Source organism: Rhizorhapis sp. SPR117 (assembly GCF_021742065.1).
The window spans coordinates 1-13,815 of the sequence record NZ_JAKKIE010000020.1 but is presented as its reverse complement, the minus strand read 5'-3'; the positions used below and the strand labels follow the sequence as shown (position 1 = coordinate 13,815).

The following is a 13,815-nucleotide window of genomic DNA, read 5'->3' as shown; positions in this document are numbered from 1 at the left end:
CCCTTTCCGGCAAGCGTTCCTATTTTCACTGTGGCGCTGATTGCCACGGTCAAGATGAACCGTTCCTGACTTACGACGAACGGAGTTTTCCAGCATGCCCAAATATCTGCATACCATGATCCGTGTGACCGACATCGATGAAACCGTTCGATTTTTCAAGCTGTTGGGGCTTGATGAACAGAAACGCATGAATAGCGAACAGGGGCGATTCACTCTGGTCTTTCTTGCCGCCCCCGGGGATGAAGATGCTCAGGTCGAACTGACCTATAATTGGGACCCGCAGGAATATTCCGGGGGACGCAATTTCGGCCATCTGGCCTACAGGGTCGAAAATATATATAAGACGTGCCAGACTTTGATGGATGCAGGCGTTACCATCAACCGGCCGCCGCGCGATGGACATATGGCCTTTGTCCGCACGCCTGATAATATTTCGATCGAACTGCTGCAGGACGGTCGTCTGGAACCCGCCGAGCCGTGGGCATCCATGCCCAACACAGGAGAGTGGTGATGAGCCTTGAAATTCTGCGCTTACCCGTCCTTCATGACAATTATATCTGGCTGATGCATGATGCCGGCAGCGGGGAGACGGTGGTTATCGATCCCGCCGTCGCGCAACCGGTGCTGGATGCGGCGCAGGAGCGGGGATGGAATATCACGCAGATATGGAACACCCACTGGCATCCCGACCACATCGGCGGCAATGCGCAGATCAAGGCGGCGACCGGCTGCTTCATCACCGGCCCCGCCGCCGAGGCAGCAAAGATAGAAACGCTGGACCGAAAGGTGAGCGAAGGCGACACGGTAATGATCGGCGAACACACCGCCTATGTGCTGGAAGTGCCAGCGCATACGGCGGGACACATCGCCTATCACATGCCGGATGAACCGCTGATCTTCATCGGCGATACATTGTTCGCCATGGGCTGTGGTCGCCTGTTCGAAGGAACGGCGGAACAGATGTTCACCAACATGCAGCGCCTTGCCCACCTTGATCCTGAAACACGAGTCTATTGCGCGCATGAATATACGCAGAGCAACGGTCGCTTCGCTCTGGTAGCCGAACCGGACAATGAAGCGATCAAGCATCGCATGATCGAAGTCGACGTCGCCCGTTCCAATGGCGAGGCGACAGTTCCGACCAGTATTGCGCTGGAACTGGAAACCAACCCCTTCATGCGCGCCAAGGATGCCGCCGACCTTGGCGCACGTCGCGCGGCGAAGGATGCGTTTTAAAGATTATACTGCTATTATCCCATATCCGCGGGAAAACAGGATAAGGAAGTCGATCATGCGACCCGTATTAATCGCCCTGCCTATTTTACTTGCAGCCTGCGCCACCGGCAGCATGGCGGAAGAGAAGCCCCCGGCCCTTACCGCAAAACAACAGGGTGCGCTCGACAAGGCACTGGAAGGCAAGGTAGCCGGAAAACCCCAAAGCTGCATCAGCCTCACTCAACGCGCCGATCTTCAGGTCATCAGCGACGATCTGTTGCTCTATAAAGCAGGCCGGACGGTCTATCTCAATCGCGTCAACGGAAGTTGCAGCGGGCTGTCCTTCGGAGGGACGCTGGTCACCAATGTCTGGGGTTCGCAACTGTGCCGCGGCGATATTGCGCGGGTCGCGGACCTGCAAGCCGGCATGATTACCGGAAGCTGCGCATTAGGGGACTTCGTACCCTATACACCGCCCGCCAAATAGCGGATCAAGCCTTATAGAGCGCGTCCATCCGGTCGCCATAACGTGCGCGAATGACGTGGCGACGGATTTTCATCGAAGGTGTCATTTCTTCATTTTCGATGGAAAAGGGTTCGTCGGCAAAGATGAAACGGCGGACCTTTTCCGTGACAGAAAGATCCTTGTTCACTTCATCCACGACCGCGCGAATTGCGGCCTGGAATTGCGGATTAGCCTTTAATGCGGCATTGTCCTGTGCACAATCATGGGCCAGTGCCCATTCGCGCGCCCATTCCGGATCAGGCACGATCAGACCGACCAGATAGGGGCGCTTGTCGCCAGACACCATGGCCTGTCCGATCTCCGGCTGAAGCGTCAGCATGCCCTCGACCTTTTGCGGCGCGACATTGTCGCCCTTGTCATTGATGATCAGATCCTTCTTGCGGTCGGTAATCCTGATCCGACCCTTTTCATCAATGATGCCAATGTCGCCAGTGTGCAGCCAGTCGTCGCAAAGCACCCGGTCCGTTTCCCGTTCATTGCGCCAATAGCCCTTCATCACCAATTCGCCGCGCACCAATATTTCGCCATCGTCCGCGATGCGAACTTCCGTATTCTTGAGCGGCGGACCGACCATGTCCATTTTCAGGCCGGCTTTTGGGCGATTACAGCTGATCACCGGCCCCGCCTCGGTCTGGCCGTAACCTTGCAACAAGGTCAGGCCCAATGAGTGAAAGAAAATGCCGACATCAGGATTGAGCGGCGCTCCACCAGACACCAGCGCCTTTATCCGTCCCCCGAAGCGTTGCTGAATCTTTGGACGAATGGTCCGGTTGACCAGCAACTGCATCGGCTTGTCCCATACAGACAGTGTTTCGGAATAGCTCTTGCATCCGATCCGCAATGCTTGCCGCAACAGAAAGGCCGGAAATTTTCCCTGTTTTTCGACAGTTTTCAGCATCCGCGTGCGCAATACTTCGAACAAGCGGGGTACGACGACCATGATCGTCGGACGTACTTCCTCAATATTGGAAGCCAGCTTTTCCAAGCCCTCGGCATAATAGATTTCCGCGCCAAGGCCGATGGGAAAGAACTGGCCGCCAGAATGCTCATAGGCATGGCTCAGTGGGAGAAAGGACAGGAACACCTCATCATCCCAGCCAAAATCCTCGGCGATGATCGCGATGCATCCATCCACATTATGCAAGATCGATCCATGATGCTGCATCACGCCACGCGGCGCGCCGCCTGTACCGCTGGTATAGATCAGGCAAGCGAGATCGTCGCGGTGAAGCTGCTGTGCCTGCGCCGCACAGGCGGCAACGTCACGGGGGTGACTGGCGATCAGCCCGTCCCACTCCGCGACATGCACATGGCTGTCCTGCATCGTGCGCAGCGGCTCCATGGATATGACAAGACTGGCCTGCGACCGCAGCACGGCGGGCATCAGCGTGCGGGCCAGCTTGGCCGTCGAGACGATGACTGCCTTTGCCGCGCTGTCATCCAATATATGCTGATGGTCACGGGTCGTATTGGTGGTGTAGGTGGGCACCGTCACGCCGCCCGCAGCCATGATGGCCAGGTCGGCGATGCAGAATTCCGGTCGGTTTTCCGACACCAGCATGACCGTATCGCCCCGACGAATGCCGTTGGCGCGCAGGGCAGCCGCGAGCGCCGCCACCTCCTGCGCCGTTTCCATCCAGCTACGCGCCCGCCACGCGCCGCCGCTCTTGTGCCACAGGAACGGCGCTTCGCCCTTTTCGGCGGCGCGAGTAAAGAACATGGTCACCAGATTCGGAAAATGTTCGAACTCGCGCATAGTATCCTCTTCACCCCGTAGCTTGCATTCCGTAGCGTCCGGGCATGTTCTGTGTGCGGGTTGGGGAGTCAAGCCGGAATAGAAATGCCGATGCTATTCCGCCAGCGCCACCCCCGGGCTGCGCGGATCAGCGGCCCCTTCCCAATGGTCGCCAACCCATTCGGCGGCGTTCGCCTTCAGCCCGAGTTTACGGACGGTCACCACATGCCCCATATGCTCCAGGGCCGGTTTCATCATGTTGACCCACGGACCTTCTTCAAGAACAAGACCGTCCTTGTTGAAATAGATAAGCGGCATACCAATCGCATCCCGCGCTGGCTGATCCCAATCGAGATGGGCGATCAGCGCCTTTGCCACCTGCATGATGATGGTCTTGCCCCCAGCGGCGCCGATTGTGAAGATCGGCTTGCCCGACGCATCATAAACAATGGTCGGAGACATGGACGAGAGTGGCCGCTTGCCGCCTTCAACCCGATTGGCAACCGGCGCGCCGTCTTTTTCCGGGGCGAAGGTAAAATCGGTCAGTTCATTATTAAGAACATAGCCATTGGCGATAAGCTGGCTGCCAAACGGACCTTCGACCGTTGACGTCATGGACGCAATATTGCCATCGCCATCAACTGCGATGAAATGGGTAGTGCCGTGAACTTCGGATGAGATAGCGGCGGTACGCCGGGGCGCACCGGGCGGGACACCCGCGTCGTGGTGCTTCAATGCCTTGGTCGATGAAATCAGTTTCGATCTTTTGGCAAGGTAGGCGGGGTCGATCATGCCCGCGACCGGCACATCGACAAAGTCGCGATCGGCAAGATATTTTTCCCGGTCGGCATAGGCAAGCTGCATCGCCTCTGCAATCAGGTGCCAGCTTTCGGGGTTATCCTTGCCAAGCTTCGCCAGATCAAAAGGCTCCAGCATCGTCAATATCTGGATGACGGTCACCGCGCCGGACGAGGGTGGCCCCATACCGCAAACGGTATAGACGCGGTAACGTCCGCAAATGGCAGGACGCTCCTTCGCCTGATATGCGGCAAGATCTTGTGCAGTCAGCACCGCTGCATTGCGGGGCGCACCAGCAAGCGTCGCGGTGACTTTGTCCGCATTTGCGCCGGTATAAAAAGCCTCCGGGCCTTCATTCGCAAGCGTTTTCAAAAATGCCGCAAGCGCCGGATTCCTGATAACTGTGCCGATGGGTGCTGGCTGGCCATCCCGCCAGTAGAGCGCGCGCGCTTCAGGAAAGTCCTTCCAGATTGAGGCAACCCGTTCCAATCGATCATTCAGGACCTCATTGACCGTATAACCTTTCTCGGCCAGGCGGATTGCAGGACCAAACAGGTCGGCCCACGGTAGCCTTCCCCATTTGTCGTGCGCCATCGCCATCAGACGCATATTGCCCGGCACCCCAACCGAAAGCCCCCCCGGCACGGCCTGCATGAATGGCATGGGTTTGCCATCAGGACCCAGGAAACGATCCGACTGCGCCCCCGAAGGCGCGGTTTCACGGCCATCAACCGTGTCGATCAGACCGGTTTTTGCGTCATGGTGTACCAGAAAGCCGCCCCCGCCAATGCCACTCGATTGCGGTTCGACCATGGTCAGCGCCAGCATCATCGCCATAGCCGCATCCGTTGCGCTGCCGCCCTTGCGCAAAATTTCCTGCCCTGCCTCACTGGCACGCGGATCAGCCGACGAAACCACGCCGCCTTCCGCAAAGGCAGAGGAGATCGGCAATGCAATGAACAGCAAAAAGGATAGCAAAAGCTTTTTCATATGTCGGTCTCCGTCCCTACGGCATCGGCTATGTGGGCAAATCCGTCGCGGAAAAGCAGTGCCTTTAGCCCCGAATTGATCCGCCGTGGCAGACCGGGGCCTTCAAAGATCAGTGCGCTGTATAGCTGAATCAGTGATGCGCCCGCACGGATTCGGGCATAGGCCTGTTCCGCACTGGCGATGCCCCCAACACCGATGAGCGGAATCGCCCCGCCGGTGGCCTTGCGAAAATCCCGCAGTCTTTGCAGCCCCAGATCATGCAACGGCGCACCCGACAGGCCGCCTGTTTCCCCGGCATGCGCAGAGGCAAGGGACGGTCGTGTGATCGTCGTGTTGGACACGATCAAGGCATCGACCCGATGCGTAGCGGCAAGTTGCGCAATGTCGTCAATATCGGCGGATTCCAGGTCGGGCGCGACCTTCAGGAAAATCGGCGGTCCCGATTTTCCCCGCGCCGCCATGACGGCACTCAAAAGTTCATCAAGCGCGCCTCTATCCTGCAAGGCGCGCAGGCCCGGCGTATTGGGCGAACTGATATTGACGGTCAGATAGTCGGCGAGCGGCGCCATATTGCGCACCCCCGTCACATAATCGGCGATACGGTCGGCAGCATCCTTGTTCGCGCCAATATTAATGCCTGTTAACCCGCTCTGCCCGCCATGGCGTCTGATGCGGGCACTGGCCTCTACCTGGCCGCCATTGTTAAACCCCATGCGATTAATGACCGCCCGGTCCTCCACCAGACGGAAAAGCCGGGGGCGGGGATTGCCAGACTGCGGCAGTGGGGTCAGCGTACCTAGCTCGGTAAAGCCAAAGCCCAGGCGGTGCATCTTGTGCGCAACCTCGCCATCCTTGTCGAACCCGGCTGCAAGCCCGACCGGATTGGGAAAACGCAAGCCCGCTACCGTGCTGGCAAGTACCGGATCATCCGCAGACGGCTTTCCGGCGGGCATCAGTGCCAGGGCCTTGACAGTCAATCGATGCGCGGTTTCACCATCCAGACGGAACAACAGCGGGCGGAGGAGCGGATAAAACATGATGGCCCGCCTATGCCAGCGCCTGCCCTACCGGTCAAAGGCGCTGCGGAATTGCGGTGATGTATAGCTGGCGGCTTATTACGGCGTGACTGCCCGCCCATATTGTCCGTCGCCTTCCGGCGCTGCGATAATATCGCGCGTGGCTATGCCCTTTTCCACGGTCAGGGTATCGGGATCGCCCACATCGGAACGGATACCAGGATCGTCATTGCTCGTATCGGCAGCCTTCAGCATGCCTTTTTCAGCAGCGCTGCGAGCGGCCTCCCCACCAAACATGGCTTCAAGCGCCTGACGACCGGCGTCTCTGGATGCCACATTCCCGGCAGCGCCGGCCTGAGGCGGGACTAGCGCGAAATCGGGCGGAATCACCAGTGGAGCCGCCCGCGAAACAGCAAATTCATCGGGCCGGTCGCGGTTGAAAATACCGCCGCCCGAACCACAGGCGGAAAGGCCCAGGGCCATGGCGCAAAGGCCGAAGCCCACAACAAATCTACGCATTTCTTTTCTCCACTTTCTCCCCCTTGTCGCGCAGCAGGAGCGCACGCGCAAGCAGGATCAACACACCTATGGTAATGGCCGCATCTGCAATATTGAAGACCAAAAAGGGCCGCCAATTACCGATATGCAAGTCCGCGAAATCAATAACATAACCAAAACGCACCCGATCGACGATATTGCCCAATGCCCCGCCCAGCACCATGCCAAGCCCGAGGACATCGTCACGCGCCTTTTCCCGCCACATCCAGACCGCCACGAAAACTGCGATCGCCAGCGTCAGACCCACCAGCGCCCAGCGCATCATTTCAGTATCCGCACGGAGAAATCCCATGGACACCCCATAATTGCGCACGAAAGTCAGGTTGAAAAAGGGCAATATCTCTATCGTCTGCCGCGACTGGAGAGCGAGCGGGTAGATCACGGCATATTTGGTGATCTGGTCGAGAATGAAAATCGTCGCAGCGGCAATGATGCCCAGCTTCCGGTGGTTTTTCGCGATGGTCATGTTTGCTCTCTACCCCCTCCGCCTTTCGTCATCCTGAACTCGTACCCGTTTTTCGTCATTCCCGCGAAGGCGGGAATGACGAGGATGTTGTCATCATTCCTTCAACACACCCTCACAGCGCCCGCACAGCGCGCCGTCTTCGGTCACTTCGGGAAGGAGGCGCCAGCAACGACCGCATTTGTGATTGGTGGATGGTGTCACAGAAATCTGCCTCGAATCCTCTACGTTGTCGTCAGCAAAGCCCGAAATAGCTACCGATGCCGTAATACATATTTCGGCAAAATCTGTAGAATCTGCCCGCTCTGCTAGCAGGGCATCTTTAACTCGGACCACTACCGCCGCCTCAAGGCTTGAACGGATTATTTTTTCACGCCGCAGGGGTTCAATGGCCTCGTTCACATGATCTTTGAGTTCACGTAGGTGGCTCCATTTTCTCGAAAGCTCATCATCCTTCCACCCGGCATCCACCACCGGCCATTCCAGAAAATGCACCGATCCATCCTCGCTGGGAAACCGGCTCTGCCACACCTCTTCCGCCGTGAAGCACAGAATTGGTGCGGCGTAACGGGCCAGTGCGTGAAACAGCGTGTCCAGCACGGTGCGGTACGCCCGCCGCTTGGGGTCTGACGGCGCATCGCAATAGAGGCAATCCTTGCGTATGTCGAAGAAGAAGGCCGACAAGTCGTCCTGCGCAAAGCCCGTCAACGCACGGATATAACGGTTGAAGGCGAAACCATCGGTCGCCGCGCGCAATTCCGCGTCCAATTCGGCCAGCCGGTGCAGGATATAGCGCTCCAGCTCCGGCAACTCCGCCACCGGCACCTTTTCGCTTTCGTCGAAATCGCTCAGCGCGCCTAGCATATACCGAAAGCTGTTACGCAGCTTTCGGTAGGCATCCGACGATCCCGCCAGCACTTCCTTGCCGATCCGCACATCGTCGAAATAATCGGTGCTTGCGACCCACATGCGGAGAATGTCCGCGCCGCTTTCGCCGATGATCTTCAGCGGATCGACGACATTGCCAAGGCTCTTGGACATTTTCCTGCCCTGCTGGTCCAATGCAAAGCCATGGGTCAACACTGCGTCATAGGGCGCACGGCCCCGCGTGCCGCAGCTTTCGAGCAGAGAGGACTGGAACCAGCCGCGATGCTGGTCCGACCCTTCCAGATACAGGCTGGCGCGGGTTCCCACGCCATAGCGCGCCTCGACCACGAAGCTATGGGTGGAGCCTGAATCGAACCAGACGTCCAGAATGTCGTTCACGACCTCATAATCGTCCAACGCGTAACCCGGCCCCAGCAGCGCCTGATGATCCGCCCCGAACCACGCGTCCGCGCCGCCCAGTTTGAACGCTTCGACGATCCGCGCATTGACGGCGGGGTCATTCAGATACTCGCCTGACTGCTTATGCACATAGAGCGCAATCGGCACGCCCCAGGCGCGCTGGCGGCTGATCACCCAGTCGGGACGGCCCTCCACCATGGAGCGTATCCGATTCTTCGAGCGTTCGGGCACCCAGCGCGTATGTTCGATGGCGTCGACGGCCAGTTCGCGCAGCGTCGCGCCATTGCCCTGCGCCGCCATGATCTTCTCTTCCTCGGCGCAGCGGGGAATGGCGCTATCGGTGATTGGACGATCCATGGGGATGAACCATTGCGGCGTGCAGCGGTAAATGATCCGCGCCTTCGATCGCCAGCTATGGGGATAACTGTGCTGAAAATCCGCCGATGCGGCCAACAGCGCACCAGCCTCGCGCAAGTCCGAGCAGATCGGGCCGTCGGGCGCGTTGAATTTGGGATTGATAACCGATCCCTGTCCGCCCAGCCACAGCCATTCGGCCTGATATTTCCCATCACCCTCAACCGCGAACACCGGATTGATACCAATGGCCTTGCAGGCGATGAAGTCCTCCTCGCCATGGTCCGGGGCCATATGAACAAGGCCCGTACCGGCCTCAGTGGTGACATGATCGGCAGCGATGAAGGGGCGTGGTTTGGCGAAGAAGCCGCCGAGATGGTGCATGGGATGGCGGGCGATGGCTCCGGCGAGTTGGGAGCCTTTGCCGGACCAAGTTTGCTTGAGAATGAGTCCTACGCTTCCTCCCGTTCCAACGCTCAGGCTATCATCGAGCCGATCCTTGAATGACTCTAGGAGATCAGCAGCAACGAGCCATTTCTTACCTCCTAGTGCATTTGCGATGTGCTGTGGGTGAGCGGGATAAGGTTCGCTCACGTGCCGCGCAGAGGTGAATACAAAAGTATCAAACTCGACCAGAAGATAATCAATCTCCTCCCCATAAGCGATGCCCTGATTGACAGGGATCGTCCACGGAGTCGTCGTCCAGATCATCGCATATGCACCCTCCAGTTCAGGTGCATTGGGGACCTTCTCAATGAGGAACGCCACATCGATCTGCGTCGACGTCACGTCCTCATATTCAACCTCGGCCTCAGCCAGCGCGGTCTTTTCCACCGGCGACCACATCACCGGCTTCGCGCCACGATATAATTGCCCGCTCTCCGCGAATTTCAGCAGTTCAGCGACAATCGACGCCTCGGCCTCATACTTCATGGTCAGGTACGGATCGGCCCAATCGCCCATGATGCCCAGCCGCTGAAACTGCGCCATCTGCACGCCGACCCATTTGTCGGCATAGGCGCGGCACTGGGCGCGGAATTCCTGCGCTGGCACCTCGTCCTTGTTCAGCTTTTTCTTGCGATATTCTTCCTCGATCTTCCATTCGATGGGAAGGCCATGGCAATCCCAGCCGGGAACATAGGGCGCATCCTTGCCGAGCAGGGACTGGCTGCGGACGATGATGTCTTTCAGCACCTTGTTCATCGCATGGCCCATATGGATGTCGCCGTTGGCATAGGGCGGGCCGTCGTGCAGAATGAAGCGCTCCCGCCCCGCGCGCTGTTCGCGCAGCCGGTCATAGATGCCGATCTTCGCCCAGCGTTCCGCAATCGCCGGTTCCTTCGCGGCAAGACCTGCCTTCATTGGAAAATCGGTTTTGGGCAGGAAGACGGTGTCTTTGTAATCCATGTCTTTTTGGCTTGGTGCGTCGGTCATTGGGCCTGTTTATTCTAAAGCCGTTCGGTTCGAGCAGCATCGAGCCTGTCGAGATGCGACCGTCGAGAACGCTTCTCGACTTCGGTTCTCGGCTTCGCTCGAACCTGCGCTCGAAACAAACGGGAGGGTTCGTGGCGTATCAGCGCACGGCCTTAGGGCAGGTGCGGCGTTGCTGCAAGGATTCGCCGCGCATCGTCGCAATCACGGGCAATCTGGTCAGTCAACTCATTCATCGTGTCGAATTTTGCTTCGGGACGCAGAAAGGCGATGAACTGGATTTCGACCATCTGCCCATAGAGGTTTTCGGAAAAATCGAAAAAATATGGCTCCAGCAATTCTTTGGGCGGCTGAAACATCGGGCGGATGCCAAGGTTCGCCACACCATCCAGTACACGGCCATCAGGCAGCCGTCCGCGCACGGCATAAACGCCATAGGCCGGCCGCAGATATTTGCTCATGTCGATATTGGCGGTGGGATAACCGATTTCGCTGCCCACCTTGTCACCATGCTGGACGATACCCTCTATCGCGAAGGGGCGGGTGAGCAGGCGTGCTGCTTCGCTGCAATCGCCTGCCTGCAACGCCTTGCGGATACGGCTGGACGACACCGCCTCCCCGTTGCCCATGACAGGCACTATGGATTGTGTGCGCAGGTTGTGAAGCGCGCCCAATTGCGCCAGACGCTCCACATTACCTTGCCGCCCCTTGCCAAAGGTAAAATCGTCGCCCGTGACGACGCCCGCCGCACCGACTTCCTTCACCAGCTCTTCCGCAACGAAATCCTCAGCCGTCATCCCGGCCAGCACATCATCGAAATGAAACACGAACATCGCGTCCGCGCCCGCCTCTGCGAACAGACGTTCACGCTGATCCAGCGTCGTCAGGCGAAAGGCCGGTAGGTCGGGGGAAAAATGTCGCGCCGGATGCGGGTCAAAGGTCGCAATGATCGCGGGCCGACCCTCGGCGCGCGCCCATTCGATCGCGCGCCCGGACACCGCCTGGTGACCAAGGTGAAACCCATCGAAATTGCCAAGCGCGACAATCGCGCCGCGCAGGTGCGGCGGCACTGTCGAGCCGCTGTCCAGCCGCTCCATAAGCGCCGCTATAGGAAGTTCCGCATGGTCGTTCAATCCATACGGCGAAGGGTGATGAAGCTGAAGGCGGGCCTTCCATTTTCGGCGGAGTGATTTTCTCGCTCCGCTTCCCGCCAGATGGCAGGATCGAAGCTTCCCACAACGGCATCCCCTACGGGCTGCCCATGAACCTGGGTCAGTTCGATCCTGTCGGCACGCGGCAGGAACAGCTTGTATATTTCCGCGCCGCCAATCACCGATATATGTGGCGCATTTGCGTGGGATATGGCTTCATCGACGCTCCGAACAACCTCCGCCCCTTCCTCATCCCAATCGGGATCGCGGGTCAGCACGATATGCCGACGACCATCCAGCAAGCCGGGCAGGCTGTCGAACGTCTTGCGACCCATGATCATCGGTTTTCCTTGAGTCAGGGTCTTGAACCGGCGCAGATCCGCAGGCAGGTGCCACGGGATTTTACCGGCATTTCCAATAACGCCATTGTCGGCTCTGGCGAGAATGAGGACGATTTCGGGGCGGTTCATCGGCATTGCAGCTCCTTGCGTCCTTTCCTTGGGTCGTTAGCGATTACAGGAATAATCGGGTCACATGGCCCATCTTTCGTCCGGGCCTGCCTTCTTCCTTGCCATAAAGATGAAGATGATTTGAAGGGTCGGCGAGAATATTTTCCACATTTTCTGCACCATCGCCGATCAGGTTGCGCATTTCGACCTTGCCGGCGGCAAGCCGGGTATCACCAAGCGGCAGGCCACAGATGGCACGAATGTGATTTTCAAACTGGCTCGTGATGGCGCCTTCAATGGTCCAGTGGCCACTATTATGCACGCGCGGCGCCATTTCATTAAAGACGGGACCATCCTTGCCTGCAAAGAATTCGAGCGTCAGCACACCCACATAATCAAGCGAATCGGCCACCTTGCGCGCAAGCGCCTTTGCCTCTTCGGCCTGTTTGGCAACGATGGGGCCAGCGGGCACGGTGGACAACGCCAAAATCCCGTGGTCATGCACGTTGTCCGGGCAGTCCCAGAACTGCATTACGCCATCGGCAGAGCGGGCCAGCAACACTGAAAACTCGCGCTCGAATGATACGAAGCCTTCCAGTATCGCAGGTTGTCCGGCTATAGTCGCCCATGCGGCATCGGCATCGGCTCTGGTCATGATCCGCGCCTGTCCCTTGCCATCATAGCCCAGCCGACGGGTCTTGAGGATTGCAGGCGTACCGATTTTGGCAAGTGCCGCATCCAGCTCCGCCCGGTCGCCAACGCTGGCCCAGGGTGCGGTCCGGCCGCCCAGGTCGTCAATGAAGGTTTTTTCCGCCTCCCGGTCCTGCGCAATTTCCAGCGCCTGAACCGATGGCCGCACGGTAGCAACTTCGCTCAGCGCAACCAGCGGCGCATGGTGGATATTTTCAAACTCATAGGTAACGACATCAACCTTTGCGGCAAAGGCGCGTAAGGCGGCGACATCGTCATAATCGCCCCTGGTCCATTCCGCCGCCACTTCAGCCGCAATGCTGGTTTCCTCGGGCGCATAGATATGCACGCGATAGCCAAGCTGCGCCGCCGCCATAGCCAGCATCCGCCCAAGCTGTCCGCCGCCCAATATGCCGATAGTGGAACCGGGAGGAAGCGCCGTCATTCAGGTTCCGCCGCCACGTCCGTCGTCTGTTTTTCCCGCCAGACTTCCAGCCGCTCAGCAAGGTCTGCATCATGATTGGCCAGAATGGCGGCGGCAAGCAGGCCAGCATTGATTGCCCCTGGCTTGCCGATCGCAAGCGTACCCACCGGAATCCCGCCGGGCATCTGGACGATGGAAAGCAGGCTGTCCATGCCCTTCAGCGCCTTGGATTCGATCGGCACACCTAATACTGGAATACGCGTCATCGACGCTGTCATGCCCGGCAAATGGGCAGCACCACCCGCCCCGGCGATAATGACCTTCAGCCCACGCGCCGCAGCACTGCGGGCATAGTCATAGAGCCTTTCGGGCGTTCGATGCGCGGATACGACCTTGCATTCGTGCGGCACGTCCAGTGCCGTCAATATGTCGGCGGCATTCGACATCGTTTCCCAGTCGGAACGGCTGCCCATTATGATACCGACCAGCGGCTTGCCCTGCGTCATGTCGCTTCCTGGTTCTTCGCCCCGATCCTTCGCCGGTGCGCGAGATAAGAAGCGATGGCTATTAACCGTGCAACCGCGCCCCGGCAATGCCCATCGACATCAAACCGCCCGGACCACGAAAAAAATCACTTTTAACGTTCGGCAAACTGAATGACAGACCGGCTGATGCCGGTAGGTTCATGGGTTGTGGCTGAAGCCTGTGCTGTGGGTATGGCGGTCGAG

13 protein-coding genes are annotated in these 13,815 nt (G+C 58.6%); 3 read left to right on the top strand and 10 right to left on the bottom strand.

Annotation, left to right across the window (positions count from 1 at the left end):
* The first annotated feature begins 94 nt into the window (after positions 1-94).
* From L3X40_RS09530 to L3X40_RS09520, 3 genes are read left to right on the top strand one after another with little or no spacing between them, the layout of a single operon-like run.
* On the top strand, positions 95-511 hold the full coding sequence (locus L3X40_RS09530) for a VOC family protein (protein ID WP_237365413.1): 417 nt from the start codon (positions 95-97) through the stop codon (positions 509-511).
* Entirely contained in the window at positions 511-1,236 is a 726-nt protein-coding gene (gene gloB / locus L3X40_RS09525; RefSeq protein WP_237365412.1) for a hydroxyacylglutathione hydrolase, read from the top strand. The genes L3X40_RS09530 and gloB overlap by 1 nt, the downstream gene beginning before the upstream one ends.
* Before the next feature lie 55 nt (positions 1,237-1,291).
* Positions 1,292-1,702, top strand: coding sequence for a hypothetical protein (locus L3X40_RS09520; RefSeq protein ID WP_237365411.1), 411 nt, complete (start codon positions 1,292-1,294; stop codon positions 1,700-1,702).
* Positions 1,703-1,706: 4 nt separating this feature from the next.
* On the opposite strand, the gene L3X40_RS09515 is transcribed toward L3X40_RS09520, so the two are convergent.
* From L3X40_RS09515 to purE, 10 genes are all read right to left on the bottom strand, one after another.
* Positions 1,707-3,497: an AMP-dependent synthetase/ligase gene (locus tag L3X40_RS09515; protein ID WP_237365410.1), complete on the bottom strand. Its 1,791-nt coding sequence runs from the start codon at positions 3,495-3,497 to the stop codon at positions 1,707-1,709.
* Positions 3,498-3,590: 93 nt separating this feature from the next.
* Positions 3,591-5,264, bottom strand: coding sequence for a gamma-glutamyltransferase (ggt, locus tag L3X40_RS09510; protein WP_237365409.1), 1,674 nt, complete (start codon positions 5,262-5,264; stop codon positions 3,591-3,593).
* Entirely contained in the window at positions 5,261-6,301 is a 1,041-nt protein-coding gene (locus L3X40_RS09505) for a quinone-dependent dihydroorotate dehydrogenase (RefSeq protein ID WP_237365408.1), read from the bottom strand. The genes ggt and L3X40_RS09505 overlap by 4 nt, the downstream gene beginning before the upstream one ends.
* A 78-nt stretch (positions 6,302-6,379) precedes the next feature.
* Complete coding sequence (locus tag L3X40_RS09500) at positions 6,380-6,799, bottom strand: DUF3035 domain-containing protein (protein ID WP_237365407.1); 420 nt, start codon at positions 6,797-6,799, stop codon at positions 6,380-6,382.
* Positions 6,792-7,304 carry a signal peptidase II gene (lspA, locus tag L3X40_RS09495; RefSeq protein WP_237365406.1) on the bottom strand — a complete coding sequence of 171 codons (513 nt, stop codon included), beginning with the start codon at positions 7,302-7,304 and terminating at the stop codon, positions 6,792-6,794. The genes L3X40_RS09500 and lspA overlap by 8 nt, the downstream gene beginning before the upstream one ends.
* Before the next feature lie 93 nt (positions 7,305-7,397).
* Positions 7,398-10,376, bottom strand: a complete 2,979-nt coding sequence (ileS, locus tag L3X40_RS09490; protein ID WP_237365405.1) for an isoleucine--tRNA ligase — start codon at positions 10,374-10,376, stop codon at positions 7,398-7,400.
* A gap of 152 nt (positions 10,377-10,528) precedes the next feature.
* Positions 10,529-11,470 (bottom strand): bifunctional riboflavin kinase/FAD synthetase, encoded by a 942-nt coding sequence (locus L3X40_RS09485; protein WP_237365404.1) that lies wholly within the window; start codon positions 11,468-11,470, stop codon positions 10,529-10,531.
* Positions 11,471-11,502: 32 nt separating this feature from the next.
* On the bottom strand, positions 11,503-11,994 hold the full coding sequence (locus L3X40_RS09480) for a dihydrofolate reductase (protein WP_237365453.1): 492 nt from the start codon (positions 11,992-11,994) through the stop codon (positions 11,503-11,505).
* Between the two features lie 43 nt (positions 11,995-12,037).
* Positions 12,038-13,108 carry a 5-(carboxyamino)imidazole ribonucleotide synthase gene (locus tag L3X40_RS09475; RefSeq protein ID WP_237365403.1) on the bottom strand — a complete coding sequence of 357 codons (1,071 nt, stop codon included), beginning with the start codon at positions 13,106-13,108 and terminating at the stop codon, positions 12,038-12,040.
* Entirely contained in the window at positions 13,105-13,593 is a 489-nt protein-coding gene (gene purE / locus L3X40_RS09470; protein WP_237365402.1) for a 5-(carboxyamino)imidazole ribonucleotide mutase, read from the bottom strand. The genes L3X40_RS09475 and purE overlap by 4 nt, the downstream gene beginning before the upstream one ends.
* Positions 13,594-13,815 lie beyond the last annotated feature (222 nt).